Origin of the sequence: Leeuwenhoekiella sp. A2 (assembly GCF_047946655.1) — a bacterium.
Lineage (GTDB): Bacteria > Bacteroidota > Bacteroidia > Flavobacteriales > Flavobacteriaceae > Leeuwenhoekiella.
On the sequence record NZ_CP172311.1, the window covers coordinates 48059 to 74481 of the forward strand.

The following is a 26423-nucleotide window of genomic DNA, read 5'->3' on the forward strand; positions in this document are numbered from 1 at the left end:
ATTATGAACGACTTTCTAAAACAATGGGGCGAAGCTGCTTATACCACCACCGGATTTTTCTGGATGGCGTTGTGGGCATTCGTACTGGGCTATATCATAAGCAGTATGATCCAGATTTTCGTGACCGAAAAACGGATGCAAAAAACAATGGGCGGTGCAGAATCTAAAGGGGTTCTATTAGGTACTTTTTTCGGTTTTATAAGCAGTTCGTGCAGTTTTGCCGCCTTGGCAAGTACAAAGTCCCTTTTTAAAAAAGGGGCGAGTTTCATCTCATCCATAGCCTTCTTATTGGCTTCGACCAATCTTGTCATAGAATTAGGAATCATCATATCCATCTTTTTGGGATGGCAGTTTGTAGTGGGCGAATATGTCGGCGGAATTTTATTGATAGGGATCAGTTGGATGTTGATACGGCTTATCAACCCCAAAAAGCTTATTGATAAGGCAAGAAAAAACCTCGAAAAGGAGGATGAAGGTTCGGGAATGGATGATTCCAAAGATTGGAAGAAGCAGATGCAAAAAGAAGACAGCTGGGCGAAAGTGGGTAAAAAATATAAGATGGAATGGCAGATGGTCTGGAAAGATGTTACCGTGGGCTTTACCATTGCCGGTATCGTTGCGGCCTTTGTACCCGATGCGTGGTTTCAGACCCTTTTTATTGGGAGCGGTCAGGGAAATACGGACTTTTCGTTTTTCGAAATCCTGGAACATATCATCGTAGGCCCCGTTGCGGCGTTTGTAACCTTCATAGGCTCTATGGGCAACATCCCCTTGGCCGCATTGCTTTTCGGGAAAGGGGTGAGTTTTGCGGGGGTAATGGCCTTTATTTTTAGCGACCTGGTCGTTTTCCCAATTTTAAGGATCAATGCCAAATACTATGGTTGGAAGATGTCCTTGTTTATTCTTTTCCTTCTGTTTACTTCGCTGATAGGGGCCTCACTCATTTTGCACTATTCTTTTGACCTGATGAGCCTGTTACCAGATCCATCGCAGATAAAGGTGCAGGATAGCGAATATTTCAAAATAAACTATACATTTTATCTAAACCTTGTCTTTTTGGCAATTTCGGGGTATTTGATCTACCTGGGTTTTTTCAAAAAGAAGGATGTGAAAAGCAAAATGGGCGCAATGGCGCCTAAAAGCCAATTGCTCGAAAACATTTTAAAATATGCGGCTTTTATCAGTTACATCTGGATTGCGAGCGGGCTAATTGTGAAATTTTTAATTCAATGATTATGAAAGTTAGACTAAAAAATATGGTTTGCGATCGCTGTAAGATGGTGCTCAAGCAAGAATTGGAAAACGCAGGGATAAATATATTATCATTAGAATTGGGAGAATTGATTGTTTTAGATGAAGTATCGGTTAGCAAAAGTATTTTGAAAGAAATAGCCGAACGCAATGGATTTGAAGTAATTGATAGTAATACTTCCGTTTTAATAGAGAATGTCAAAACAGCTTTGATAAAAAAAGTCGAAAACTTGCAAGGCTTAAACGAAAAGACGTCCACCTTTCTTTCTGATGTACTCAATGTTGATTACTCTGTAATTATCAAGTCTTTCAGCGCTTCAACAGGAATTACAGTTGAAAAATATCTGATAAAACTGAAAGTGGAAAAAACAAAAGAACTATTGCAAATGGGTAATAAGACTTTTTCTGAAATAGCATATTCCTTGGGTTGCAATAGCGGAAGCCATCTCGCAAAACAATTCAAAAATATGACGGGTATGTCGATGACCCAACACAGGAAATTACAAAAATGGAATCGCAAGACGCTTGATAGAATTGTATAAGAATTAACCTGAATTATCAGAGTAAGAAATTCAAGGTATAGATATATTGCTCGATTCAACCCTTAATAATTAGAAAAATGAAACATACATATCAAATACAAGGAATGTCCTGCACTGGTTGTTTGAGAACCGTTAAAAATGCGTTGTCAGGCGTTACTGGGGTTACTGCTGTAGCTATTGATTTTGAAAACCAAACCGCTACCATTGAAATGGAGCAAAACATAGACATCGAAGAATTTGAAAACGCAGTCCAAGAGAAGAAAGCTAAGTATCACATCCATCCCATTAAACCTAACGGAATAAAAACGCGCACATTTCCTATCAATGGAATGACCTGCAACGGTTGCAGGTCGCACGTTGAAAAAACACTCGAGCAAGTAGATGGCGTCTTAGGCGTAAACGTAGACTTGAAAAAGGCAGAGGCTGTAATTGATATGAAAAGCATCATTCCCTATGAAACTTTTCAGGAAGCATTGAAAAAGGATGGCGATACTTACACCATTTATAAAGCTGGGCAACGTCCAGATGCTGAAGCCGAAAAACAAAAACCACAACCCAAAGGAAATGGTACTGGAACATTCTACTGCCCAATGCACTGCGAAGGTGATAAGACCTATGATAAACCGGGCGATTGCCCTGTATGTGGGATGGATCTTGTAAAAGAACAAAGTCTTTCCGCAACAACTTCTGAACAATGGACCTGCCCTATGCACCCAGAAGTTGTAGAAGATAAACCGGGAAGCTGCCCTATCTGTGGGATGGATCTTGTGCCTATGGAGCCCGATGTTTCTTCAGAAGAAAAAACCTATAAAAAACTGCTCAGAAAATTCTGGATTGCGGTTGCTTTCACTTTGCCCATCTTTCTGATCGCGATGAGCGAAATGCTGAGCAATAATCCATTATATGATATTTTAGAACTAAAATACTGGAACTGGATTCAGCTTGGGCTTTCACTTCCCGTGGTCTTTTATGCCGCCTGGATGTTTTTTGAACGCGCTTACCGTAGTATCGTGACCTGGAATCTCAATATGTTTACGCTCATCGGCATAGGTGCCGGTGTCGCGTGGCTGTTCAGCACCTTTGGGATGTTTGTACCGGATTTTTTTCCCGACCAATTTAAAACGCAGGCCGGTACGGTACACGTTTATTTTGAAGCTGCTACGGTTATCCTGACCTTGGTGTTATTGGGACAAATGCTGGAGGCACGTGCGCACAGCAAAACGAATTCCGCAGTCAAGAAACTGTTGAAGCTTGCACCGAATAAAGCTATCAAGGTCGTTGATGGCCAAGAACAAGAGGTAGCTATCGACAAAATCGAACTGGGCGACATCCTGCGGGTAAAACCGGGCGATAAAATTCCCGTGGACGGAGTGATTACCGAAGGGGAAACCTCGGTAGATGAATCTATGATCACCGGCGAACCCATTCCCGTAAGCAAAACCGCCGACGATAAAGTGAGCAGCGGGACTATAAACGGCAATCAATCCTTTTTGATGAAGGCCGAAAAAGTAGGTTCTGACACGTTGCTCTCACAGATCATCCAAATGGTCAATGATGCAAGCCGCAGCCGTGCGCCCATCCAGAAATTGGCCGATACGGTTTCGGGTTATTTTGTTCCCATAGTGGTGCTTATCGCCTTATTAACGTTCGCGGTATGGGCAATTTGGGGGCCTGAACCTGCCTACGTATATGCCTTGGTCAATGCCATTGCGGTTTTGATCATCGCCTGTCCCTGTGCCTTGGGATTGGCAACCCCAATGTCGGTAATGGTAGGTGTTGGCAAAGGTGCGCAAAACGGAGTACTAATCAAAAATGCAGAGGCTTTGGAAAAAATGGATAAGGTAGATATCCTTATCATAGACAAGACCGGAACCATTACCGAGGGAAAACCAACGGTAGAAAAAGTAGGTTCTTTCGATGATTCTTTTTCCGAACAGGAAGTGCTTCAATATATAGTTTCCTTGAACAAATTGAGCGAACATCCGCTCGCGGAAGCTACTGTAAAGTACGCGGAAGAACAAAAAATCGGTCCCGAAACTTCGGAATTAAAAGCCGATGACTTCAATGCTGTTACTGGAAAAGGTGTAGAAGGTACCGTAAAAGGTAAAAAAGTAGCATTGGGCAACGCCAAAATGATGGAACAGGTAAACTCCACCCTTTCCGAAGAAATGAAAAACGAAGCCCAATCTTTTCAAAAGCAGGGGAAAACGGTTTCTTATCTGTCCATAAACGGTATGCCCGCTGGTTATGTGGTCATCGGTGATAAAATTAAAAGAACCAGTGCAAAGGCCATAAAAGAATTACAGGATAAGGGAATTTCTGTAGTGATGCTTACAGGCGACAACCACGATACCGCCCAAGCCGTGGCCGACGAACTCAACCTTGCCGATTTCAGGGCAGGGATGCTTCCTGGAAATAAATTACAGGAAGTGGAAAAATTGCAAAACGAGGGCAAAGTAATTGCAATGGCGGGTGACGGAATCAATGATGCACCTGCTTTGTCCAAAAGCGATGTGGGCATTGCAATGGGCACGGGCACCGATGTTGCCATAGAAAGTGCGGCCATAACCTTGGTAAAAGGCGATTTGCACGGTATCGTAAAAGCAAGAAATTTGAGTGATGCGGTTATGAAAAACATAAAGGAAAATCTGTTTTTTGCCCTTATTTATAACACCTTGGGAATTCCCATTGCCGCAGGCGTGCTTTATCCAATCTTTGGCATTTTATTATCCCCAATGATTGCGGCCTTGGCAATGAGCTTCAGTTCGGTTTCTGTCATTGCCAATTCCCTAAGGCTTAAAGGTTCGAACATCGACTAAACTATATGGTAAAAAGAAAAACAGCGATAAAGATTAGAAAGGCACACCGCTATCTGGGCATTTTCTTGGGCATTCAGTTTTTGATGTGGACAATTAGTGGAATGTACTTTAGTTGGACGAATATTGACGAAATCCACGGCGACCAGTTTCAGCAAGACCCGATAGAAGCATCTGCTTTTACCGATTTAATAAGTCCCTCTGAAGCATATTTGAAGGAAGCAATAGTTTCCGTAGAAATTCGGGAAATTGGCAGTAAGCCGTTCTATTGGATTAATGACAAAAAGCTCTTTGATGCCAAGACAGGCAAAGAAAAGAAAGCAATTTCAGAAAATGAAGCCCTGAAAATCGCTGAACGGAATATGCTGCCGGAACTTGAAGTAAAAGGAATCGAGCGCATCGAGCAAGTGTGTAGCCATAGCGAGTATCGTGGCAGACCGCTTCCGGCCTATGTCATCAGTTATGAAACACCTGAAAATATTAAGGCTTACGTTTCAGAAAAAGATGGTGCGTTTCAAACGCTACGTCATCGGGATTGGCGTTGGTTCGACTTTCTATGGATGATCCATACGATGGATTATGAAGGTCGGGATGATTTTAACACAATCGTACTACGTGCCTTTTCTCTGCTTGGATTGATAACTGTGTTGAGTGGGTTTCTGTTATGGTATATCAGCTCGCCCACAATCAGGAAAATAAAAAAGAGAGACAAATAACACTAAAATCGAAAACTATGGAACAATCAAAACACTCAAACAAAGGAAGTACAGAACATTTTTTATGATGCTGGCTTACTCATAATAGCTTTATACATCACATATTAACTAAAACTTTAAATTTAAATCAAATGGAAAACAATCAGAACAATAAAGGTAAATACGGTAAATTTTTCGCAATGATTGCAACCTCAATGGTCGCAATGTTTTTTTTAATGTATGTACACTCATATCAGATTATTGATCATTTCTGGTACAGTGAGACCAGATTTTTTATGACTCTGATTATGGGTGGATCAATGGTAATTATAATGCTTCTGTATATGCTTAATATGTACAAAGACCGAAATAAAAATTTTATTGTTTTAAGCATGGGAGTTTTGCTCATTGCAGGCGGAATTTTGTTAGTCAGGAGTCAGGTTACGGTTTCCGATACAGACTATATGGAAGGAATGATACCCCATCACTCTATTGCCATTTTAACTAGCGAACGGTCTAAAATAAAAGATGTCAGGGTAAGGAAACTTGCCGACGAAATCATAAAGGCACAACGTAGGGAAATAATGGAAATGGAATGGTTGATTAAGGATATAAAAGAAAATGGAATTGCTGAAACAGAAAGTGAAAGGCAAAATAGACCTGTGCCAAAATTTGAAGGTAAACTAGACGAGGAAACCAAGAATATTGAAAATTAAAATAATAACAGCAGTTGAAAAAGGGATACTGCCTCTAAATAAGTGTAATAGGTAATTTCCTATTCTCAACTGCTTCTGAAAATATAACTTGTTTGCCCGTCTGATTCTTGCAAGTTTAAACGTTAAACCAATTAACTGATTACAGTCTAGAGCGGATGAAGGCATTGATAGTACTTCATTAACTCGCAATCTTGACCAGTAAGTGTGCCGATATTCAAGACCGAGAATTAAGGAAATTCGCCGGCGATGGGATTAAAGCGCAGGACAGGGAAAGCGCAGATACGAATAGAATGTTTGAGCAATTACAGAACGAAAAATAAATACTTATGAATAAGAATATAATATACATCACCATCGCAGTCCTTGTCGGACTGCTTGGTGGTTGGTTGATTTTTGGCGGATCTTCTGATGCATCAATGTCCAATAAGGACGTTTCAGATATGTCCGATAATCAGGACCACTCTACGGAGGGTGAAGAAGAGATGTGGACCTGCTCGATGCATCCACAGATTATGCAGCCCGAACCAGGTGACTGCCCCATTTGCGGGATGGATCTGATTCCGGCAGAATCAAGTGCAGATGGTCTTGCCGCTGACCAGTTTAAAATGACAAAAAATGCAATGGCCTTGGCCAACATCCAAACCAGTATAGTGGGAGATGCAGAAGGGAAAAATGGCAACACTATTTCGCTAACAGGAAAAATAGTCGAAAATGAAGAAGCAAATTCCGTTCAGGCAAGTTACTTTGACGGAAGGATAGAAAGCCTCAATGTAAGTTATGAAGGGCAGGAAGTTCGCAAGGGACAGCTCTTGGCAACCATATATGCCCCCAATCTTGTCGCAGCGCAACAGGAACTCATTACTACGGCATCGCTTAAAGAAAGCCAACCAGCACTTTACAAATCTGTAAGGAATAAATTAAAGCTTTGGAAACTTTCGGAAAGCCAAATCAACACAATTGAAGAGTCAGGAAAAGTACGTGAAAATTTTCCGATTTATGCCACGGTTTCAGGAACAGTTTCTGAAAAAATGGCAGAAGAAGGCGATTACGTAAAACAGGGGCAGCCTATTTTGAAATTAAGCAACCTAAACTCGGTCTGGGCGGCGTTTGACGCCTATGAAAATCAAATTTCCCAATTTAAAATAGGGCAGGAAATTAAAATGACCACCAATGCCTATCCCAATAAGGAATTTGATGCTACTATATCTTTTATTGACCCGGTATTAAACACTCAAACCAGAGTGGTGACGGTAAGAGCTACGATACAAAATAACAACAACCTCTTAAAACCGGGAATGTTTGTTGCTGGGAATATAGAAGGTTTTGGTGTTTCCCAAAAACAGCAGCTTGTCGTTCCGGCATCAGCAGTAATGTGGACTGGAGAGCGTTCGGTGGTTTATGTGAAAACCAATCCTGAGGAACCCGTTTTTGAAATGCGGGAAGTGACCATCGGTAACAGAAATGGGGAAGCATACACGATTACCGAAGGTCTTGAAAATGGCGATGAAATTGTAACCAATGGCACTTTTACTGTAGATGCAGCTGCACAGTTACGCGGTAAAAAATCAATGATGAACCAGAGCAATTCTGCGGAGGAAGAAACGATACCAGAAACGAAGATGAAATTATCACAAGAAACACAGAAAGCTATTAAGAAAAGCTTAAAACCCTATCTGGATATGAAAGATGCTTTTGTAGAAGGAAATATCACCGCTATTTCTGTTTACGCAAAAAAAACACTGGAAGAAATAAAGTCAATTCCCGAAAGTGATTTGGATAAAATGGAACAATCCCATATTTCCAAAATTAAGCGAATGTTAGTGGCTATCAATGAAGCCGATAATATTAAAAATCAAAGGAATCATTTTGTGGTATTGAATCAAAATATAGTTCCTATTGTAATGAATATTCAAAATATCGATCCCGAAATTTTGATACAGAAATGTCCGATGGCCAACAATAATCAAGGTGCGTTTTGGCTGAGTGCAGATAAAGAAATCCGTAATCCCTATTACGGGGAGCAGATGATGACCTGTGGGAGCACAATTGATACCCTTTAACAATTATTCATCCCAAATTAAAGTTAATTAAATCTGTCGAAATTATGATACACATTCTTACAACAGGAGGAACCATTGAGGGCTTGGATTATGAAAAACAAGAAAATAAGCAAAAACAAAGTAATATAACTATTAGAGAACTTATTGAATCCGCCAATGTTTCTTTTCCTTACATCATTGAAAAGGCATTTGCTAAAGATAGCCGATCAATTACCGATGAAGATAGAAATTTTTTGCTAAAAAAAATAAAAGCTTCCAAGGCAGAAAAATTCCTAATTACCCACGGCACTTTTACGATGGAAGATACCGCATTTTACCTTGGCAATAAAGACCTTGAAAAAACTATTGTCCTTGTAGGCTCATTTATTATGGGAGACTCTAAAAATACGGATGCCCCCTTCAATTTGGGTTTTGCAGTCAGTGCATTACAATTTTTAAAGCCGGATGTGTATATCGCTATGAACGGTAGAATTTTTCGATGGAATAATGTCACTAAAAATATAACAACTAACAAATTTATTTCCAAAAATGAATAAACTGAGTGTTTGGAACGTCGATACATTGGACAACTTTTTTCTATCTTTTAATTGATATATTCATTGTACTGTTTGCTCTCTATCAATCATCTAAAAAACTTAAAAACAATTTTTTCAGATTTATAAAACTGGGCTTACTTTTTATAGCCTATAATGGCACAGGTGGATTTTTGCCCATAGAAAATTTTCCTGATCCATTTATTTTTCAATATATCATTACATATGGTGTAGCTATAACACTTTGCCTTTATTTGATATACTACCTATATAAAGAGTATGATATTATAGTAGTTAAGTTTCATTTTTCAATCCAAAACCTTACCATTATAGCAATTGGTAGTTTTGTATTGCTGTTTTTGATCCCTTACTTCTTCACGCACTCATTGAGTTCTGCTAGATTTCTGTTTACCATTCCAATATCCATAATAGCTTTTGTATTTCTTTGGTTTTTTTACCAGAGGATTTCAAATTCGGTTAAACCAAATCCTTTTTTTCTGAGACGGAATAAATTGTCAGTCCTAAGCGTAAGTTGTATCGCGCTGCTTCCAGTTTTAACAGTCATTGGGGATTACCAATGGTTAACATTTACTGTAATGAACTTAGCTTTTTACGCTATTACTGCCATTGAAATAGACAGGTATCTTTACCTGCTTGAGAATAAAAGTAAAATGCATAAAATTTTTGATTGGAACAATAAACAAAACGAATATTCAGCAAAGCATAGAATAATTTATGAAAATTTAACCAGACGGGAAATTGAAGTCGCTTTATCTATTTTAAGCAATAAGACCTACAAAGAAATTTCCAAAGATTTATTTATCGCAGAAAGTACTGTTTCTAAACACGCCTCTAACATCTTCAAGAAAACGGACGTAAAAAATAGACGTCAATTTTTATCTCGTTTCCGTAAAAGTTTCAAGAGATAGACAGAGATATTGTCATATAATTCTCTTTTAAATAATATATCTTATAAATTTCCGTAGGAAAATACGGCATTTCCGTATCTAAATACGCTATAATTCACTTGTATTTTATAGTTCTAAATTTATCTTTAGACAAATTGAAACCTCCTTAAACCTTTTCAAAATGATCTGTAAAATGATTGGTGATGGATTTACAGTTACAAACAGAAATATTACTGGAACAACTGAACGAAATTAAGCTTAAAAACAACAATATTTTGAATAGGGCTTTTCGTTCTATTGAAGTATGCCGTAATTTACTTAGTTCGTTTAAAAGAGAAATCATTGAAAATGACTTTGATTCCTTAGAGCAAGAAATAGACTTCTTTAAAAACATAAAGCAAGTCCCGCTGATACAACTCATTTATTTTTCAGAAATCCATTCTTTGGAAATACAGTTTCCGAAAGCCGATAAAAAAGCCAAGCTTAAGTTCTTGAAAAAGAAAATTGGCAAATTTAACCGTTTCTTTCTTTATAATATTGATTTTGGGCAGTATGTTAATTCCAAAGCTACCCATTTTGATAAGGAATATTATACTCGTGATTATTTAAGCACCTATCATATAACAACCTCAAAGTTCTATTTTCAGGATCCCGAATTTTGTACTCCCAGAGATATGCTTTTAGGTAAATTTAAAGCATACAATTTGTTGGTAATCTATTTGGATGAACGATTATTCAGGCTCAAAAATAATGTGAATGAAAAAAGTATTAAGTCAAATAGCATTCAAAAAATTCCTTGGCCGTTTTCCAATATTGATTGGGTAGAGTTAGTCTATGCTTTAAGTGCTGCCGGAATTACAAAACAAAATGATTTGAGCATTATCAAATTGTCTAATACGCTTCAGAATATATTCGATATTAAACCATCTGAGAAAATCTACAAAACCTATCAGGATATAAAAAACAGAAAAAATAGTAGGACTTTATTTCTGGATTTTCTCAGCACCTCCCTGATTTCTGAAATGAACAAGAGTGAAGAATAATTCTAAAAAGCTGTTAAAAAAAGACCGTACTACGGTTTACATACCGAAATCCTATTTCTTCGCTTTCCTCATTTAATTTGGTGATATTTTAGATTACCTACAATCCTATATAAGGATCAAAACCAATCAAAACGGATTAAAATTCAAGATGTTAAATTTTTACCGTACTACGGTCTTAATAGGGAACAAAAACCAATAATCCATTCCAAATTTGTAGAACGAAAGTCAAATCCTGCGAAGGGCTATCAAATTAGCTTAAAGCAATTTGGTGGCCCTTTTCTTTAAAATCGTTCTATTATGCCAACAAGTATCATTACCACAGACGATCTTCGGGAATTCAAAATGGAATTGCTCGATGACATTAAAAAGCTCCTATCCCGACAAGCAACCGGTGAACTCAAAAAGTACCTGAAATCTTCCGAAGTGATGGAATTGCTTCAAGTGAGTCCGGGAACACTTCAAAACCTTCGTGTCAATGGCACATTGCCCTACACCAAAGTTGGTGGTATCATTTACTACGATGCCGAGGAAATTCAGAACGTGATGAACGCAAACCGTGTGCAGCACGGATTAAATTCTTAGGCGATGAATTACATCAAGCTACTCAATGCGGCTTTTGAAAAATTCTTCTTCGATGATCGCTTGAACCCGACCCATATCAGCCTGTATATGGCCCTGTTCCAAGAATGGAACAGTAGCCGTTTTGCCGATGAGTTTTTTGTGAACCGCCGCGAGCTGATGCGTGTGGCCAAAATAGGTTCGAAATCTACCTATCATCGCTGTGTTACCGACCTGAACTCGTGGAACTACCTATCCTATTTCCCATCCAACAATCCATACAAAGGGAGCAAGATCAAGATGTCCATTATCGGGACAAGTGATGAGCCGGATATGGGACGGTACAGTCCCGAATTGGAACAGCTTGCGGAACACTACCATCCCATTCGTGAACCAGTAGTGTACCAGCACCATCCCATCAACGGAAAAGCTGTGTACCCGCACCGTCCCGTGAGTGGACAAGCATTGGTATCTAATATAAACAATACCAAACAGGTAAACATTAATAAACAACCAAAGGGCAGGCAGGCAGTTTTGGATTTTTTTATTGAAAAAGGTTTTAATGCTGATGAAGGAAAAAAATTCTTTACGCATTATGAAGCCAACCATTGGAAAACAAGTGATGGAAATGCAATCAGGGATTGGCGGGCCTTGGCCACAAATTGGATGGATAGAACCGAATTATTTGCCGAAGAAAACAAACCAAACAAAAGGGGAGCGTCCCAAAATCGGGACAACCTCAAAACCACTAAAACCAAGGATTATGGACAACCCCTCTAAAATAACCGAAGGCGGCGTGGAATATTCGCTGGGCAAATTTGATGGGAAATGTGTGCTATATGATTTCCCGAAAATCCTAACTTATTTGAATGCAAAGGGCAAGCTTCTTTTTGGAAAGAAATTCAAAATCTATGAGGAGGACAAGGATATTTTGCTAAAACTCTGTTCCTACTTCATCAAGGACACGGAAAACTGCCAAAAATATGAGATTGATGTTGAAAAGGGCATTTTACTATCTGGGCCCGTGGGATGCGGCAAAACCAGCTTGATGAAACTTTTACGGCATTTAGTTCCGTTGCAACGCCCCTATGAAATGATTCCTTGTCGGAATGTGGCATTCAGTTTTAACCATCTTGGTTTTAAAACCATCGAGGATTATGGAAATACAAAGTTTTTCTGTTTTGACGATTTGGGCGTAGAACCTGCCGGAAGGTTTTACGGAAAGGATCTGAACGTGATGGGCGAAGTTCTTTTATCTCGATACGAACTTTATCTACAAACCAAACACAAGATCAAAACCCACGCAACAACCAACCTCAATGCAGAGGAACTGGAAGAACGCTATGGCAACCGGGTGCGTAGCCGGATGCGGGAGTTGTTCAATTTAATTGCTTTTCACGAGAAGGCTGGGGATAAAAGGAAGTGAATTTAAGACGGTAATTTTCTTATAAAAACGGTTTATTTGCCTTATTCAGGCTTACTGCCGGACGCAACAAAAACCCCGCCGTAATTGAAACTATCATCCACCTTAAAATCAGATACTTTGGTCTGCAAATATTGCCAAATTGGCCGGTCCACTTCGCCCTTCCCGATCCATTTCACAAAATCGCCCCTCAAACTTGGTTTTTCAAGATACCAGTCCAAAATAACAATCCTTCCCTTCGGTTTTAAGATTGAAATCATATTGTCGATAATGTTCCGCCATTCGGGCAGCCCGGACAAACCAAGATCGCAAAAAACAGCATCAACGGTAATTTTTTCATTGCTATAATCATCAAGCCATTCTTGATCGATTTTGGTAGCGTTGTTCAATTCTGTATCGATATTTGTCCATCCGCTTTTTTCTATTTTTTGCTTTGCTTTATCGAGCATCCCACTTGAAAGATCAATACCGATGATAAGTCCAGAATTGTTCAAATATTCATTAAAATATTTGAAGTTGACCCCTGTTCCGCAGGGCAGGTTCAAAACGGTCTGTCCATTTTTGAGTTCAAGTTCCTCGATGGCATAATTTCTCGCCTTTTTGTTATACCAGTTTGAGATATAATCATAAATGACGGAAAGTTTATCGTAATAACGAATAGCTTTTTCTTGATTTTCTTTCGTTCCGTACATTTGGGTTTTCATTTTACTTTCAGCTGGTAGTGAGTTTATTGCTTAAAGATACTCATTGCCTGTTTTTTAGACCATAAATATGTCTTAGAACTTCTGATAAAAAAGTTTTGAATACTTCTCCAATGCTTTTTACAGCTTCAACAAACAAATCTTTCATAGTTGTATTTTTAAGTAGTTATCCATCCCCAACAAAATAGCCAAAGCAATAGCATTGACATTAGAGGCTTTCAAAAAATAGGCACTTTCATCGCTATTGGTAAGAAACCCCACTTCAACCAAAATAGCTGGACAAAACCCAATTGTTTCCCTAAGCACTTGAAAGTTGGCAAATCTAATCCCCCTGTCCTCAATTTTAAGATGAAGCTTGGCTTCGCACAAAATTTCCGTCCCCAGGGCAATCGATTTTTTAATGTTCGGCTCTGAATCTTCAGAAAAGGAATTCAGGGTATAAACCTCCATTCCTCTGGAATTGTTTGTGGAAGCATTGCAATGCAGGGAAACGAACATACAGGCGTTTAAAGACTTCGCCAATCGGTTCCTGTCTATAAGCGGTATAAATCTGTCATCGTATCGCGTAAGATAAATATCGTATTTGTCTTTTAAAATCATTTTATTCAGCACGCATATTTCTTTTGCAATCCCAAGAACCACATCTTTTTCTTTAATCCCATTTATCCCTATCGCACCGGAATCTTTTCCACCGTGCCCAACATCAATAACAATTCGTTTTTGGGTTACCGGTTCTTGTCCCAAAAAGAAGCACATTTTCAGGAGCAAAAAGCCAAAACTGACGTTTTTGAGCACTTTTTTCATTTTCACTTTTCGAGTTATCAACAAGCTACCTTCCAAAATCCATAGAATTTAATATCAAATAATATCATCCGAATTCAATTGAATACAAATAATATTTTATTCACAAATATTTGATTATCAGTTATTTGTAATCAAATATATGTATTTTTCCCTTAACGAAAATGAATCAAAAATTTAAACTGTTCCGTTATGAAAAAATCAATCTATCTGGCAACTTTTCTCTCGTTGCTCTCAACTTCGCTTTTTGCCCAAATTGGAGGTATCGAAGATTCGGTCGATGATGTTTCCAATACCATTAGAACCATTTTTCCCATAATCTTAGGGGTAATCTTCCTGATCGGTTTCCTTTTCAATGCTGGGCACTTTTTCGGGGAAAACGCTGACCTTAAAAAAGGGATTACCCGTGTACTTGTATTTGTTCTGATTGCCGGGGCGGTCGTGGGCATCTTTACTTACCTAATCGGAATCGTGGTCTAAGCCCCTAAGAGGCATTTTAAAGTAATCAACTGTACTTATGAAAAAGTTCGAGGTATATAAAAACATCAGGAAAGGGGCGGTCATTTTCGGGCTGCCCATATCCCTCTTTGCCCTAATGATGGTTTCCATCCTCGCTTCGCTATTGGTCATCATTTTCTCGTTTAGTTTCGGGATCATCATTGGCGTGTTGGTTCTTAATGCAGCTTTGTATATCGCCTTGACGCAGATAACGAACAATTCACAAATCTTCCAGATGGCGAAAGCCTTCCCAAAAATCATCAGTAACAAACGAAACTCCGGCATCGATTATGAATAAGATTAACCTTTCAGCGTACCGACCCATTGCGGATATTCAGGACAATATCATTTTTGCCAACAATGGCAATGTGGTCTTGTGCTACGAAGGTAGCTTGCCCGAGATCTATTCCCTTTCCGAGAAGGATTTTGAGGATATGCACGGGGCCTGGTTTCAAGCTTTGAAGTCGTTGCCGGTTGGAACGGTTGTGCATAAACAGGATGTTTATCTCAAAAAATCATACACCTCTGACCAACTTTCCAATAAAACCTTTTTGGAAAAGGCAACCCACGAGCATTTTAAAGGGCGCGAATATATGGAGCACCGCTGCTTCTTGTTCTTTATCCTAACCAAGAACAAAGTGCTCAACAATGCCAAATATGTCAATCCCTTCCGAAAGGTTTCCAAGGGCATTATCCGGGAACTCGATGATACCGTGCAACGCTTTATCGGCTCGGTAAGCGATTCTGTCTCCTTTATCAACAATAGCCGTAAAATGGAGTTTACTCCACTTGATGCGGATGCAATCCAAAATTTGACCAATGGCTATTTTAACGGATTCAATGAAGGCTTTGATACCGATATTTTACTTGAACCTGCCCGCCGGGGCGGGAAGAAAAACGTCAATATAGGCGAAAACTATTTTGATGCCCTGGCCATCAACAGCGAACTGTGCTTTGGGGAAAGTGTACAGAGCAGCAAGACCAATGAGAAATTCACTTCTGACGATTTTGTGTTTCATCAAGGGTTTATTGATGGGCTGGGGCTTACGCTTAACGAGAACCATATCGTAAACCAAATCCTGTATCTGGACGACAAACAGAAGTGGCGCAAACTGCTCGATAAGAAGGTCGAAGAACTAAACAAAAGTTCCAACTTTGGTTCGCAGAACAAAGTGGTACTTGGAAAAATCAAACATATCCTTGACCAGATCAATGCCGATGACAATGCGCGGATTATCCGTGGCCATCTGAACATCGTTTTTTGGGATAAGCACCCTGCTAATCTTGGCCGTATCGGTTCCAAGATCAAGACCGAGTTCAAGGAACTGGACATTATCCCATATTATCCAAGGGGGGAGGAACGAAAAAATTATATTCTGAACAGCTACTGCTGTTTTTCTTCCAATTTCTCGAACAACGATTTGTATGTAACTGATTTGAAACACGCGCTATGCCTGTTCATCAACAATACCAACTACAAGTCGGATACTACTGGGATCATCTTTAACGACAGGGAACATAACATTCCGGTTCTCAAAGATGTATGGGATGAGCACAAGAAACGCATCAAGGCACGAAACTTTGCCATATTCGCACCGACCGGTGAGGGCAAATCTTTTTTGGCCAATAATATTCTGCGCCAATATTTTGAAAGTGGCGTTCGCCTGGTGATCATCGACCTTGGTGGATCCTACACCAAGTTTGCAAAACTCTATCCAGAAAAGTACACGGTACTTCGCTACGAAAGTGGCAAGAACCTCGGTATCAACCCATTTTACATCAGCAACCACAATGATCTCACTCCTGAACGGCTCGAAGACCTATCGGTGTTCCTTTTTGAATTGTTTGCTTCCGATTTGAAAGTAACCAAGGCACAATCGGTTTCCGTCAAGAAAATACTGCGCCACTATTACAATAGCGTACCAGAAAATCACTCCTTGGATGGTTTTTATCATTTTATCGAGCGTAACCAAAAAGACCTTTTGGGTCAACTTAAAATCCATCCTGACTACTTCAATGTTACGGGCTTTCTGCACGTAATGTCGGAGTATGTTGGTGATGGTCTATACAGCTTCCTTTTTGAAGTAAGCGAAGACCAGACCTATAAGATCGAGGATAAACGCCTTATCGTTTTTGAACTGGACGAAGTAAAGGACAATAAGGAAATCCTGTCCGTAATGTTGAAGCTGATTAAGTCTGCAATTCAACGAACCATTTGGAAGAACCGCGCCGAAAAAGGAATTATCCTTTTTGATGAGTTCGCCAAACAACTAAAGTTCGAAAACGTACTGGAAAGCGTGGAATTCTACTATCAGGCGATCCGTAAGCAGAATGGGGCTATTGGGATTATCCTTCAATCCATAAATCAGCTTCCGAACAACTCTACTTCGGCAAGCATACTGGAAAATACGCAAGTCATCTATAGCCTAAACAACGAGAAAGGCTATGGGGAACTGGTCAAGCGGCTCAACCTTTCGACCCACGATCTGAACCAGTTAAAATCCATCAAGAACAATCTTTCCGGGCCACGCAAGTACACGGAAATGTTTATCAAAATCGGTAAGGAAAGCAACATCTTCCGGCTTGAAGTTCCGAAAGAAGTCTATGCGGCTTATTTGACCGATGGGCACGAAAACGAGGTCATAATGGACATTTACAAAAAAACACAAAATATGGAACGAGCCATCAAAGAATTCACCTCTAAAACATAATATTATGAAGACAAAAATCTTAATCATCGTAACGGCATTCATCTTTTTACTGCCTGCACGTGCTGCCTGTCAAGGAATGCCGGTGTATGACAATACCAACTTTATCAGTCTGGTAAAGTCATTAGTAGAATCGGCAAAGCAGACGAGCCAACTTATCAAATCCGTAAAATTTCTGAAAGATGCCAAGGAAAGCATCGAGAAAGTTTCTAACGTGGTTAGACAGCTCAAAGCTGTACAGGAGATCGCAGATAACAATCAGCGTCTTATTCAGGTAATGCAAAATGATTTGCAGGATATTTTGAACTCGCCTTATATCAAACCCGAAGAAATTGCCCGAGTTACCGAATCATTTGAAGGCATCGTCCAAAATTCACTGGATACAATGGACTTCATTGATGAAGTTCTATCCAGCGATTATCTGAAAATGAGCGATGCTGAACGTGCCGAAGTACTGAAAATGAAAGAGCAGGAATCAAATGAAATGGTTTTCAACATTACTACGAAAACGAAACGCTATCGTGACATAATTTCCTTCAGAAAAATGCAGGATAAGATCAATAACCGGGAAACAGAATATTGATTATGACCGCGGCAATCATCTTAGGGATCGGTCTGGAATACGTTGATACGGTTTTTCAGACCATACAGAATAGCAGTTTCTCACAAAATACCATTGCGGGAATGAAAACCCTTGCGGTTCTTTTCTTCCTAATCAACATCCTCAAAAAATACAATGAGGGCGTTGCAGATCAGGGTGGTTATACCTGGGGATTGAGCCCAGGAGAACTGATCAAAAATTTTGCGGTCGTTCTTCTGGTCATTTTTTCCACACAGGTACTGGGCTTTTTTGACGGTATCTTGGTGGCCATTGAGGGACAATATCGGGGAACCGCTCCGGCTTTGTTGCCCTTGCAGATGCAGGATATTCCCATTGAAGAGGAAGTCAACATCATAAAAGCAGCTCAGGCCGCGATGTCCTTGCTCTATGAAGCCTTGGTTACACCACTGTTTGGGTTTAAAATATTTGCTTTCATCGTAAGCACGATCCTGTGGATTCTCGACCTGTTTATTTATCCGCTGTTCTTGGCCGAACGTTTCTTCTTGTTGGGGATAATGCAGGCGTTCTTTCCTTTGGTCATCAGTCTTGCCGTGTTCGAAAAATTTAGGTCATTGGCCTATAACTTTTTTAAACTCTACGCAGCGGTCTATATGCTTGTTCCCGCGTTCTTCTTGGTCAATGTATTCGTCAATGCGCTCTATACCGAGATCAATACCAACTTCTGGACAAATTTGTTCGGAACGGATGTGGGCAGCGGCTTTTTTGCCCCGGTCGTACAGCTCGGTTCTGTGGGGTTTATCGTCTTCCTAAAGTTCAAGCTGTACCGGCGCGCTACATCATTTACCCTGAAATTATTTACTGCCTAAAAAAGATACAATGAAAACACCCTATAAAAATATCTACTCCGTCCTTAGAATAAACCGGTTCATCGTCTTGGCTGTTGTCATCTGTTCCGCCTTGTCCAGCTTTTTTGCCGTTTGGATGGTATTCAACATCAATAAAAAAGCCCTGAACAACGCTTTTGCCATCAATACCGATGGAAGCATCATCCCGTTGAAGCTCGTTACCCAAAAAGAAAACTTTAAGGTGGAAGCCTTGGCCCACTTGGAGCTCTTTCACAATTACTTCTATAACATCGATGCAAGCAATTATGAAAAGAACTTGGAAAAGGCGCTATGGCTTGGAAACAGTTCCGTGGACAACCTCTATAGGCAAAAAAAGGCAGACGGGGTTTACAACCGTCTCTTGCAGTATTCCCTTGTCCAAAAGGTATTGAGCATCGATTCCCAAATCGATGAAAATAATGGGGTTTACAGTTTCAGAACGGTTACCATTTTTGAGATCAACCGAGGGTCGATTGTTGATACGTATGAATTGACCTCCACCGGAAACCTCATTGCTGTTGATCGGAACTTTCCAAACAATCCACACGGATTGCTAATCACCGATTATTTCGAAAAGTCCCTTAAAAAACTAAACGATGAAAATTGACAGCCCATAACCTGCTCGACAGTCAGGCGGGTGGGCATTTAAAAACCAATGATTATGAAGATCGAAAAGAACAAAACAGTATTTGCGGCCGTCTTGGCTGTGATATTCCTATTCCTGATTTCCTATTCCATAATGGTAATGGGTGAAGACCAAAGCGGGAACGAGAACCTTAAAGAAACTTCGGTTCCTGCATTGGAAGAGGATCAAAAGGAATACGATTCCAAACTGGATGCCATCAATGATTTAAAGGAAGTACGCGAAACCAACGCCCCGAGCATCTATGATGAAAAGTTGATCGACTCCCTAGGTTTTTATGATGCGGATTTACCCGAAAAAGAAAAGGAGCGCATTGTGGATAGTATTTACTCCGCAGGGAAAATCAGGTATTCCGAAAAAAATTATCGGAATATTGGCGTTAAAAAAACTGTTACCAAGGTCGCAAAAACAGTTGATTCCGCAGCAATAAAGGCCGAGCAAAAAATTGATGCCAAGGAAATGGGGCTGGAACACCAGTTGTTCTTTGCCTCTGACCCACAGGAAAATGCTGTTTCCGTTTCCGGTACAACGGATGCCGCTATTTATGCGGCTGTGGATGGCGATCAAGTCGTCAAGACCAATTCGCGGTTGCGGATGCGCCTGACCAAAGCGGCTACCATTAATCGTAAACAAATTCCGAAAAACACACCGATTTACGGTTTTATCAGTTTTGGGCCCAATCGGGTTTTGATCGAGATCGAGAATATCAAAAATCAGCCCACAAAACTGAAAGCCTTCGACCTACAGGACGGTAGTGAAGGGGTTTATGTGGAAAACAACTTTCGCGCACAGGTTTCCACCGAGGTCATTGGCGATATGGTGGACGATATCAATATCGCCGGAGTGCCACAGATAAGTGGGTTCAAAAAGATATTCCAGCGCAACAACCGAAATGTAAAGGTTACCATACTCAACAACTACAAACTAATCCTAAAACCTAAGCTATGAAAACCTATATCCTATTCCTTATATTTATTTTGGTCGTTGGCGAAGTTTCTGCGCAAACAATCAAATCACTTGACACCATTTATGCAAATGACCAAAAGAACGTTGCCCTGTTCTTCCCGGAACCCATCCGCCAAGGGATCACGGGATCGGACAATTTTGTGTTTACCTATAACCGCGAGAAAGAACAGTATTTTGGACTGCTCCAGGCAAAGCCGGGAAAGGAAAGTAATCTTCTGGTGGTCAACAGAAATGGTTCGGTTTTTTCGTATATTGTAAAGTATAAGAAACAACTTGACAGACTGAACTATTTTATACCGAAGTCTAAAAGCATCGGTAATGAAAAGCCTATTGTTGTTGATTCTGCTAAGGTCTATAAGTCCAAGATAAAGTTAGGAAACGAGATCTATTATTACCAAAAATTTTGTTCCTACTTACTTGATCGAAAGCAAAGGATTGGCCGGATAAAAAAACGGAACGAGGGCATCGTTTTAAGTGTTGAAAACATTGTTTTCGACAAGGAAGAGCTTTACTTCGTGATCCAGATTGAAAATAAATCTACCTTGGATTACGATTTGAATTTTTTGAATTTGTCCGTTGAAACGAGGAAAAAGGGTAAGAAGAAATCCTTGCAACGCCTTTATCAAGAGCCGATTTTTAAATATAACCTGCCCTCAAAAATAGTCGAAAACGAAACTGTAAGATTGGTTTATGTGCTGCCTAAGTTTTCTATAAGCAATGACCGCAGGGCGGTTTTAGAGCTCAATGAAAAGAACGGGGAAAGGAACTTAAAGTTAAAAATATCGCATAGATTTATCAATAATCCAAATTAGAATCGTTATGAAAAATATCGCTATATACTCCGTAGTTTTTCTGTTCTTGGCCTGTGCCGGGAAACAAGACCTTTCGCCCAGCAAAACTTCAAAAATCGTGGTGGAAAGTTTTTACAACAATGATAATACGACCCTAAAAAAGCATACCACTACAGAAGGTTATGAGGGTCTTAAATCGATACAGGATCTGATGACCGCAGGGAAGTCCGGGGATTCCAATTTTAAAGTGTTGGAAGAAACTGCCGATGATAAGATTGCTTGGGTCAGGTTTACAACGTCCTATGAAGAAAATCCTGAATTATTCAAGCTGCTCAAAGTCGATGGCCAATGGAAAGTTACACAACAAGGCCCAAGGGAGAAAGGGCCTTTTTAAATTGAAAATTTATAATTCTTTATCGATTTCTTCATTGATAGAATTAGAATATGCCTGTAAGTCTATAGCTGCAACTGTACCTATTGATTGTTGTAGATAACGGGTCAATTGTAAGAAAAATGAAACCAGTGAGTTTTCAGACTTACTGAAATGTATTTCTTTTAATTTTTTGATCAGAGCTTTGAAGTCCTGATTATCGGCAAAATTCAGTAAAGTTTTATAAACTTCTAAATTTCTATCCTCGCAAACTCTTAAAAATATAGTGCTATTTATGTAAGACTGAACGATATCATTCAACTCTGAAACGGAAAGTTTAGGCTTAAGAAAGTATATTTCTTTGCCTAAAATAATTCGCCATTCATTAATTTGTTTAAGAAATAAGTCATCAACACTTGAAAGCCTCAACTGCTGTTCAATTTCCCGCCAAGTATCATCAAACTGTCCTGTATAGACTGATTGATGTCCTAACTGTTCCAGTATATCGTCAAATGCAGCTTCGTATTCGGTGTAGTGATAGAGACTTATACGTGATTTTGCAACGTTATCGTAAACTTCAACTTTTTGAGAACAGTCGTAAATTGCTAAGTATTCAAAATTTGATAAAACTGATATTTTTAGTTTTGCTGTAAAACCATATCTACGGATTTGTTTTGCCGGCTCATTATCAATATCAATTTTTACATTCGGTTTTTTGGCCTCTAAAAAGAATTTTCGCTCAGCAAATAACCGGAATGTATAATCAGGTTTTTTGGTGTTAGAAGTAACATCTGCTTTTAAACCTTCTTCAACCAACACTTCACGTTCGTTGGTAGGTTTTCCTGATAAATTTTTTATATCCCAACCAAGCAATTCAAAGAATGGATCAAGGAAATCTATTCGCAGCTGGGTTTCGTTGTAATCTGTTTTCAGATAGGCTTCCCGATTCGAATGATATTTTTTTACAAGGTCTTTAATATTCATATTTACTTTAAATCCAGTGAACCCTGTTTAAGATTCTTATTTTTTAAATAATGTATTTTTTCTTCCGCTACTTTCAAAATTTCTTGTGTATTCTCTTCTTCAAGTATTTGATATGCTACCATATCGCTGAAAAGAATCACCCCTAAAACTTTTTCATCAACATTGAATAGCTCAGAGAGAGCTGGAAGCATATCTTTGTTTGCGGAACGTTCCCCACGTTCAATTTTACTAAGAGTTGAAGGATCGATATCTAATTTTGATGCAACCTTCCTAATTGGAAGGTTGTGCTCCTCCCTTAAAGTTCTCAAATAATCCCCAAATGCTTGTTTCGTATTCATTTTGTATTTTTCTTGAATATTTTTTCAGGACAATAATTGTCCAAATATATAGATTATTTTTGAATTTATCTTTAACATTTTCAGAAAAATCACTAATTGTTAGAAAGATTATCCTTGGCTTCCTGTTTACATTATTTTAAAAGTTGGCAGTTATCACTAATTTGAAAATAAATTCGTGGCGCAATGAGTCCAGAACTGAAAAAAGCTTCGTCTTTTAATTAAATATCGACCGCGCCTCCTCATAAACCCGCTCAAAATTAGTTTCTAAATCGGCCGCGGTAAATTGCTTTGATTTATCGGGAAGCTCCCTCCGAATTTTTTGCAATTTAAACTGTACCTTTTTATCCTTCCCATCCGCATAGGTAATAAATTCGCCCTGCTTTAATCGAAAGAAAACATCAGCTCTAATTTTTGGGATTTCTTTTTCTCCTGTGGTAACTCGCGTATCAAAATCAAGGTTATGGCCACGGCTCACGCTTTTGGTCGGATCCTTTATAATTTCAAAAAAGCGTTCATAATATTTTGCGGTGTCGGGGTCATTCACTTTGCCGAAAAACTGATAGGAAAGATTGCTCAATATGGCTTTGCTCGCCTTATCGCCATACATCATATCATTCTGGATCTTATCCTGCATTACGTAGATCGTTGCGATATTATAACTCCGCAGGGTTGCCGGAATACGATGCATATTCAGTAAGCGTATGGTCGGGGCTTCTTCCATCAACAAAAACGATGGTTTGGAATTACGCACACTCATCTGTTTGGTGATCGTGTGGATTATCGTTGCGATGACGGGCGAATAGGACGTTTCAAATTTTGGATTGTTCACAATCGAAATTACTGCGGGATTATCTTCATTATTAATGTTGAGCGGCACTTCATCCGCAGACAAGGCCATAAAAATATGTTGGGTACTGATCCGTTTGAGGGCATTGGCCAAAGTGCTTTTGACACCGGCGGTCTGCCGTTCCGAATCCTTACCGCTAATAAAGGCATCTGCCATTGCCCGCGATGTCGTATTGGTTTCCAAAAACTGGATCAGGCTGTCCGTATCCAGATACTGATAAATGGCGATCAAATGGGGCAGGGTACAGTATTCGGGATAGGATGTTTTCAGCTTCCAGATCAGACCACCGATCAATCCTTCCGCAGCATCATTGAAAAATTTGGTAGTTCCCGAAGTGCCGGACTCCCTTTGCTCCAACAAGTTCTCGATCAGCACCCGGGAAACCTCATTTACGCTTTCCTCGTTCTCCAAATAGCGTGGCGCAATAGGATTTACCCTGTGGATGATTCTGTCAAAGGAAATGATCTTAAAAGGGACTGCGCCGTCTCTAAAGAGCGGATAGGCGATTTCTATCAGCTCAAAATCCTTATAATCGTGAATGATCCCGCAAAAGCCCTCTTTTTGGAAATGTCTTAGGAAACCATAAACTACGCTCTCGGTCTTTCCACTTCCGGCAGAGCCTATGATGGATGCCCCGCGTATAACGTTTTCGAGTTTGAAGTTTCTTTTAGTCGTTGCAAAGCTTACACGATACTTCCTCTCGGCACTTTTCGGCTCGTCCGTTTTGTGCAGAAAAACGTACAGCCCTGTATTAATCAGCATAAGCGGGCAGACTAGAACCAATGAAATCAAGATCAGGTCGTTACTATTTGATAGATAAAATATCAAAAACCCAAGCAAAACCAAGTTTAAGATAAAGGCATAACGCGTCAATCTGTACAGCATATAAAACAGCGCACTAGCTAAGCCAATAATTAAGAGTATCGTTGTAAGGTTGTCCAATTGCATAACTAATATTTAGATTCCGATGGAACTTGATTTGATGGAGACGTCCAAACCTTTGCGCAGCTTATTGAAAACTTTTAGGGCAAGCTGCGCCTGATTGGTCGGGATGCTCGGCATTATCGGGATGCCCGTTTCCCGCATCAGTTTAAAAGCTATTGCCTTTTCGTTGGTGGGCAATTTCATCAAGGAAGCAAAATAGATTTTTGGGTTTTTGACAAAATCCTTCCGGGCCTTGTAGGTTTCCGCAAAGTTGCGCTGATAGTCAAAAGACCTGTCAAAGGTCTTTTCGGCATTTTCAAAGAATCTGTCCCGGTCAAAACCCCGTTTGACATTCTTGCCGTGCATCTCGACTTCCGAAGCTGTATGTTTGCTCCCGGGAGAAAGGCTGAACGAATTGGAAGCATCCTTACGGCTCACAATAATATGGATATGGCTCTGGTTTCCGGCCTTTGGCATTCCCTGGACAATTCGTTTCCCATCCTGTTGGTGCGGGGCTTGCTTTTCTAATTTTGCAATTTCACGTTCCCGTTTGCTAACACTTCCTTCCATTGAGCCGCTTTCAATACTTCGGATCTCATTTTTTAGCTGGAGTATTTTGGTGGCAAAGGGCTGGTTTTCCCTGATTTGTTTGTCCGTTCCCTTGAAGGTTCTTTGATGCTCAATTTTTGCGTAATATTTTATATCATAGATGTTAACGAGTCGCCCATTGATTTCCCGGTTGAACGATTTTACATAATCCTTCATCAGCTCACGGGTGTACTTTTTTAAATCTTGGCTGCTGTTCTGTAACCGGTTCAGTTCGTATTTGGAAGGACTGACGGTAATCGAATAAAATTTCGGTTCTTTCTTTTTCAGTTTGGCACCGTTTCCATCAATATCTTTTACCACTTCCTCGGCTGAAATTTCATTGCCATATTGATTGAAAAAGTGCTCCATATCTTCCTGCTCCAGACCTTGGTTTTCCTTTTCGAGATAGCCCACAAAATCAGCCGAACTTTGGGAGTATTTCCCGCCCAATTTTTGAGGTGTGATCGTGATGTACATAGCTCAAAATTTTATAGTTCTTTACTTTGGTTTTGCTTTTCTCGGAAACGTACTTCCTTCTTTTCTTCCAAAACTTTCTTTTCTAAAATCAGGGGTTTCTTTTTCGGTTCTTGGGTTTGAAAGAGGGATTCGATCATCGCCACGGTGGGTTTGGTCTGGGTCTTTTCCATATCCCTCATTATGGCGATTACCGCATTGATCCGTTTCTTTAAATTGGCCTCGATCGTCCTTCCGGTGGGGCCCAGTTTTTCCCGTGGTGAGATTTCGTTGTAGAAGAAAAAATCGAGCATCGTGGCCATTGCCTCGGTGTGCGATTTGAAGTGTGTTCTTGAAAATTCTTGGAAACGTTTCGCCGTTTCCTTTTTGAACCTAATGCCAATAAATGAGTCCATATTTCGCCGATTTGTCGCAAATCCTTCCCTAAAAATGGGCGCTTGCAGGGCATTTGTCGCAAATCGCAGAAATTTAAATAATCGACTAATTTTTAAGTGTTTAAAAATCAGGTGATTAACAAGAAATAGGAGTGCTAAACATCGCATCGCGTGTTACCCTCTTGCTACTCCTTTTCGTCCCGCCGGGCGGGACAAAAATTTCGTACAATTTGGCTAAAAGCCAATTGCCAATTTCAGGAAAAAATTTCCCGTTATTTGATTTTTCGATGGGCAGGGTTATCGGCGAAAGTCAAAAAATGGATACCCCTGCGTAAAATTGAGTGCTTAATTTCAGCGAAATAAAGATAAAGCTTTTTATTGAATTGATACCAATGGAAAGAAAAAAGACCCTTGAATTTTCAAAG

Annotated in this window: 28 protein-coding genes; 21 read left to right on the plus strand and 7 right to left on the minus strand. The window is 39.7% G+C overall.

All coding sequences use genetic code 11. The annotated features are described in order from the left end of the window. The first annotated feature begins 3 nt into the window (after positions 1 to 3). The 12 genes from ACH3PA_RS00230 to ACH3PA_RS00285 all read left to right on the plus strand — a co-directional run bounded on the left by ACH3PA_RS00230 (position 4) and on the right by ACH3PA_RS00285 (position 12548). Positions 4 to 1233, plus strand: coding sequence for a permease (locus ACH3PA_RS00230; RefSeq protein WP_416441678.1), 1230 nt, complete (start codon positions 4 to 6; stop codon positions 1231 to 1233). A gap of 2 nt (positions 1234 to 1235) precedes the next feature. Continuing rightward, positions 1236 to 1793, plus strand: a complete 558-nt coding sequence (locus tag ACH3PA_RS00235) for a helix-turn-helix domain-containing protein (protein WP_416441676.1) — start codon at positions 1236 to 1238, stop codon at positions 1791 to 1793. A gap of 77 nt (positions 1794 to 1870) precedes the next feature. Beyond that, the gene (locus ACH3PA_RS00240) at positions 1871 to 4612 is read left to right on the plus strand and encodes a heavy metal translocating P-type ATPase (protein ID WP_416441674.1); all 2742 of its coding nucleotides are present in this window, start codon (positions 1871 to 1873) and stop codon (positions 4610 to 4612) included. Between the two features lie 5 nt (positions 4613 to 4617). Next, positions 4618 to 5325 carry a PepSY domain-containing protein gene (locus tag ACH3PA_RS00245; RefSeq protein WP_416441672.1) on the plus strand — a complete coding sequence of 236 codons (708 nt, stop codon included), beginning with the start codon at positions 4618 to 4620 and terminating at the stop codon, positions 5323 to 5325. Positions 5326 to 5456: 131 nt separating this feature from the next. Further along, complete coding sequence (locus ACH3PA_RS00250; RefSeq protein WP_416441670.1) at positions 5457 to 6020, plus strand: DUF305 domain-containing protein; 564 nt, start codon at positions 5457 to 5459, stop codon at positions 6018 to 6020. A 326-nt stretch (positions 6021 to 6346) separates the two neighbouring features. After that, positions 6347 to 8080, plus strand: coding sequence for an efflux RND transporter periplasmic adaptor subunit (locus ACH3PA_RS00255; protein WP_416441668.1), 1734 nt, complete (start codon positions 6347 to 6349; stop codon positions 8078 to 8080). A 44-nt stretch (positions 8081 to 8124) separates the two neighbouring features. Continuing rightward, positions 8125 to 8616, plus strand: coding sequence for an asparaginase domain-containing protein (locus ACH3PA_RS00260; protein WP_277899732.1), 492 nt, complete (start codon positions 8125 to 8127; stop codon positions 8614 to 8616). 5 nt (positions 8617 to 8621) lie between these two features. Further along, positions 8622 to 9542, plus strand: coding sequence for a helix-turn-helix transcriptional regulator (locus ACH3PA_RS00265; protein WP_277899731.1), 921 nt, complete (start codon positions 8622 to 8624; stop codon positions 9540 to 9542). A gap of 182 nt (positions 9543 to 9724) precedes the next feature. After that, the gene (locus ACH3PA_RS00270; RefSeq protein ID WP_416441666.1) at positions 9725 to 10564 is read left to right on the plus strand and encodes an RteC domain-containing protein; all 840 of its coding nucleotides are present in this window, start codon (positions 9725 to 9727) and stop codon (positions 10562 to 10564) included. A gap of 297 nt (positions 10565 to 10861) precedes the next feature. Then, positions 10862 to 11146: a helix-turn-helix domain-containing protein gene (locus tag ACH3PA_RS00275; protein WP_416441664.1), complete on the plus strand. Its 285-nt coding sequence runs from the start codon at positions 10862 to 10864 to the stop codon at positions 11144 to 11146. A gap of 3 nt (positions 11147 to 11149) precedes the next feature. After that, positions 11150 to 11902, plus strand: a complete 753-nt coding sequence (locus ACH3PA_RS00280) for a hypothetical protein (protein WP_416441662.1) — start codon at positions 11150 to 11152, stop codon at positions 11900 to 11902. Then, positions 11886 to 12548, plus strand: coding sequence for an ATPase (locus ACH3PA_RS00285; protein ID WP_416441660.1), 663 nt, complete (start codon positions 11886 to 11888; stop codon positions 12546 to 12548). The genes ACH3PA_RS00280 and ACH3PA_RS00285 overlap by 17 nt, the downstream gene beginning before the upstream one ends. 41 nt (positions 12549 to 12589) lie before the next feature. Here the strand turns inward: ACH3PA_RS00285 and ACH3PA_RS00290 are convergent, their stop codons facing one another. Both ACH3PA_RS00290 and ACH3PA_RS00295 read right to left on the minus strand, forming a co-directional pair. Continuing rightward, positions 12590 to 13249 (minus strand): class I SAM-dependent methyltransferase, encoded by a 660-nt coding sequence (locus ACH3PA_RS00290; protein ID WP_416441658.1) that lies wholly within the window; start codon positions 13247 to 13249, stop codon positions 12590 to 12592. 141 nt (positions 13250 to 13390) lie between these two features. Then, positions 13391 to 14050: an N-acetylmuramoyl-L-alanine amidase family protein gene (locus ACH3PA_RS00295; protein ID WP_416441656.1), complete on the minus strand. Its 660-nt coding sequence runs from the start codon at positions 14048 to 14050 to the stop codon at positions 13391 to 13393. Between the two features lie 189 nt (positions 14051 to 14239). Between ACH3PA_RS00295 and ACH3PA_RS00300 the strand changes: the two genes are divergently transcribed. The 9 genes from ACH3PA_RS00300 to ACH3PA_RS00340 are packed head-to-tail and all read left to right on the plus strand — an operon-like array spanning position 14240 to position 21493. Beyond that, complete coding sequence (locus ACH3PA_RS00300; RefSeq protein ID WP_031428457.1) at positions 14240 to 14527, plus strand: hypothetical protein; 288 nt, start codon at positions 14240 to 14242, stop codon at positions 14525 to 14527. Between the two features lie 37 nt (positions 14528 to 14564). Then, positions 14565 to 14843 (plus strand): hypothetical protein, encoded by a 279-nt coding sequence (locus tag ACH3PA_RS00305; protein WP_416441654.1) that lies wholly within the window; start codon positions 14565 to 14567, stop codon positions 14841 to 14843. Next, positions 14836 to 17256: a TraG family conjugative transposon ATPase gene (locus ACH3PA_RS00310; RefSeq protein WP_416441652.1), complete on the plus strand. Its 2421-nt coding sequence runs from the start codon at positions 14836 to 14838 to the stop codon at positions 17254 to 17256. The genes ACH3PA_RS00305 and ACH3PA_RS00310 overlap by 8 nt, the downstream gene beginning before the upstream one ends. Positions 17257 to 17260: 4 nt before the next feature. Then, positions 17261 to 17836 (plus strand): conjugal transfer protein, encoded by a 576-nt coding sequence (locus ACH3PA_RS00315; protein ID WP_416441650.1) that lies wholly within the window; start codon positions 17261 to 17263, stop codon positions 17834 to 17836. Positions 17837 to 17838: 2 nt separating this feature from the next. After that, positions 17839 to 18681: a hypothetical protein gene (locus ACH3PA_RS00320; RefSeq protein WP_416441648.1), complete on the plus strand. Its 843-nt coding sequence runs from the start codon at positions 17839 to 17841 to the stop codon at positions 18679 to 18681. Between the two features lie 10 nt (positions 18682 to 18691). Beyond that, positions 18692 to 19306 (plus strand): conjugal transfer protein TraK, encoded by a 615-nt coding sequence (locus ACH3PA_RS00325; protein ID WP_416441646.1) that lies wholly within the window; start codon positions 18692 to 18694, stop codon positions 19304 to 19306. A 54-nt stretch (positions 19307 to 19360) separates the two neighbouring features. Next, complete coding sequence (gene traM / locus ACH3PA_RS00330; protein ID WP_416441644.1) at positions 19361 to 20290, plus strand: conjugative transposon protein TraM; 930 nt, start codon at positions 19361 to 19363, stop codon at positions 20288 to 20290. Continuing rightward, complete coding sequence (locus ACH3PA_RS00335; RefSeq protein ID WP_416441642.1) at positions 20287 to 21120, plus strand: DUF4138 domain-containing protein; 834 nt, start codon at positions 20287 to 20289, stop codon at positions 21118 to 21120. Before traM ends, ACH3PA_RS00335 begins: the two co-directional genes overlap by 4 nt. A gap of 7 nt (positions 21121 to 21127) precedes the next feature. Then, positions 21128 to 21493: a hypothetical protein gene (locus tag ACH3PA_RS00340; RefSeq protein ID WP_416441640.1), complete on the plus strand. Its 366-nt coding sequence runs from the start codon at positions 21128 to 21130 to the stop codon at positions 21491 to 21493. 9 nt (positions 21494 to 21502) lie between these two features. On the opposite strand, the gene ACH3PA_RS00345 is transcribed toward ACH3PA_RS00340, so the two are convergent. From ACH3PA_RS00345 to ACH3PA_RS00365, 5 genes are all read right to left on the minus strand, one after another. Next, the gene (locus ACH3PA_RS00345) at positions 21503 to 22453 is read right to left on the minus strand and encodes a hypothetical protein (protein WP_416441638.1); all 951 of its coding nucleotides are present in this window, start codon (positions 22451 to 22453) and stop codon (positions 21503 to 21505) included. 2 nt (positions 22454 to 22455) lie between these two features. Further along, complete coding sequence (locus ACH3PA_RS00350) at positions 22456 to 22791, minus strand: helix-turn-helix domain-containing protein (RefSeq protein ID WP_416441636.1); 336 nt, start codon at positions 22789 to 22791, stop codon at positions 22456 to 22458. Positions 22792 to 23005: 214 nt separating this feature from the next. Next, complete coding sequence (locus ACH3PA_RS00355) at positions 23006 to 24586, minus strand: type IV secretory system conjugative DNA transfer family protein (RefSeq protein ID WP_416441634.1); 1581 nt, start codon at positions 24584 to 24586, stop codon at positions 23006 to 23008. 9 nt (positions 24587 to 24595) lie between these two features. Continuing rightward, the gene (mobB, locus tag ACH3PA_RS00360; RefSeq protein ID WP_416441632.1) at positions 24596 to 25627 is read right to left on the minus strand and encodes a MobB family relaxase; all 1032 of its coding nucleotides are present in this window, start codon (positions 25625 to 25627) and stop codon (positions 24596 to 24598) included. A gap of 11 nt (positions 25628 to 25638) precedes the next feature. Continuing rightward, positions 25639 to 26019 carry a BfmA/BtgA family mobilization protein gene (locus ACH3PA_RS00365; protein ID WP_416441630.1) on the minus strand — a complete coding sequence of 127 codons (381 nt, stop codon included), beginning with the start codon at positions 26017 to 26019 and terminating at the stop codon, positions 25639 to 25641. Between the last annotated feature and the right edge of the window lie 404 nt (positions 26020 to 26423).

Excerpts from the sequence above, each read along its gene's own strand:
- ACH3PA_RS00230 (WP_416441678.1), top strand. The coding sequence starts at position 4 with ATGAACGACTTTCTAAAACAATGGGGCGAAGCTGCTTATACCACCACC.
- ACH3PA_RS00235 (WP_416441676.1), top strand. The coding sequence starts at position 1,236 with ATGAAAGTTAGACTAAAAAATATGGTTTGCGATCGCTGTAAGATGGTG.
- ACH3PA_RS00240 (WP_416441674.1), top strand. The coding sequence starts at position 1,871 with ATGAAACATACATATCAAATACAAGGAATGTCCTGCACTGGTTGTTTG.
- ACH3PA_RS00245 (WP_416441672.1), top strand. The coding sequence starts at position 4,618 with ATGGTAAAAAGAAAAACAGCGATAAAGATTAGAAAGGCACACCGCTAT.
- ACH3PA_RS00250 (WP_416441670.1), top strand. The coding sequence starts at position 5,457 with ATGGAAAACAATCAGAACAATAAAGGTAAATACGGTAAATTTTTCGCA.
- ACH3PA_RS00255 (WP_416441668.1), top strand. The coding sequence starts at position 6,347 with ATGAATAAGAATATAATATACATCACCATCGCAGTCCTTGTCGGACTG.
- ACH3PA_RS00260 (WP_277899732.1), top strand. The coding sequence starts at position 8,125 with ATGATACACATTCTTACAACAGGAGGAACCATTGAGGGCTTGGATTAT.
- ACH3PA_RS00270 (WP_416441666.1), top strand. The coding sequence starts at position 9,725 with ATGGATTTACAGTTACAAACAGAAATATTACTGGAACAACTGAACGAA.
- ACH3PA_RS00275 (WP_416441664.1), top strand. The coding sequence starts at position 10,862 with ATGCCAACAAGTATCATTACCACAGACGATCTTCGGGAATTCAAAATG.
- ACH3PA_RS00280 (WP_416441662.1), top strand. The coding sequence starts at position 11,150 with ATGAATTACATCAAGCTACTCAATGCGGCTTTTGAAAAATTCTTCTTC.
- ACH3PA_RS00285 (WP_416441660.1), top strand. The coding sequence starts at position 11,886 with ATGGACAACCCCTCTAAAATAACCGAAGGCGGCGTGGAATATTCGCTG.
- ACH3PA_RS00290 (WP_416441658.1), bottom strand. The coding sequence starts at position 13,249 with ATGAAAACCCAAATGTACGGAACGAAAGAAAATCAAGAAAAAGCTATT.
- ACH3PA_RS00295 (WP_416441656.1), bottom strand. The coding sequence starts at position 14,050 with ATGAAAAAAGTGCTCAAAAACGTCAGTTTTGGCTTTTTGCTCCTGAAA.
- ACH3PA_RS00300 (WP_031428457.1), top strand. The coding sequence starts at position 14,240 with ATGAAAAAATCAATCTATCTGGCAACTTTTCTCTCGTTGCTCTCAACT.
- ACH3PA_RS00305 (WP_416441654.1), top strand. The coding sequence starts at position 14,565 with ATGAAAAAGTTCGAGGTATATAAAAACATCAGGAAAGGGGCGGTCATT.
- ACH3PA_RS00310 (WP_416441652.1), top strand. The coding sequence starts at position 14,836 with ATGAATAAGATTAACCTTTCAGCGTACCGACCCATTGCGGATATTCAG.
- ACH3PA_RS00315 (WP_416441650.1), top strand. The coding sequence starts at position 17,261 with ATGAAGACAAAAATCTTAATCATCGTAACGGCATTCATCTTTTTACTG.
- ACH3PA_RS00320 (WP_416441648.1), top strand. The coding sequence starts at position 17,839 with ATGACCGCGGCAATCATCTTAGGGATCGGTCTGGAATACGTTGATACG.
- ACH3PA_RS00325 (WP_416441646.1), top strand. The coding sequence starts at position 18,692 with ATGAAAACACCCTATAAAAATATCTACTCCGTCCTTAGAATAAACCGG.
- traM (WP_416441644.1), top strand. The coding sequence starts at position 19,361 with ATGAAGATCGAAAAGAACAAAACAGTATTTGCGGCCGTCTTGGCTGTG.
- ACH3PA_RS00335 (WP_416441642.1), top strand. The coding sequence starts at position 20,287 with ATGAAAACCTATATCCTATTCCTTATATTTATTTTGGTCGTTGGCGAA.
- ACH3PA_RS00340 (WP_416441640.1), top strand. The coding sequence starts at position 21,128 with ATGAAAAATATCGCTATATACTCCGTAGTTTTTCTGTTCTTGGCCTGT.
- ACH3PA_RS00345 (WP_416441638.1), bottom strand. The coding sequence starts at position 22,453 with ATGAATATTAAAGACCTTGTAAAAAAATATCATTCGAATCGGGAAGCC.
- ACH3PA_RS00350 (WP_416441636.1), bottom strand. The coding sequence starts at position 22,791 with ATGAATACGAAACAAGCATTTGGGGATTATTTGAGAACTTTAAGGGAG.
- ACH3PA_RS00355 (WP_416441634.1), bottom strand. The coding sequence starts at position 24,586 with ATGCAATTGGACAACCTTACAACGATACTCTTAATTATTGGCTTAGCT.
- mobB (WP_416441632.1), bottom strand. The coding sequence starts at position 25,627 with ATGTACATCACGATCACACCTCAAAAATTGGGCGGGAAATACTCCCAA.
- ACH3PA_RS00365 (WP_416441630.1), bottom strand. The coding sequence starts at position 26,019 with ATGGACTCATTTATTGGCATTAGGTTCAAAAAGGAAACGGCGAAACGT.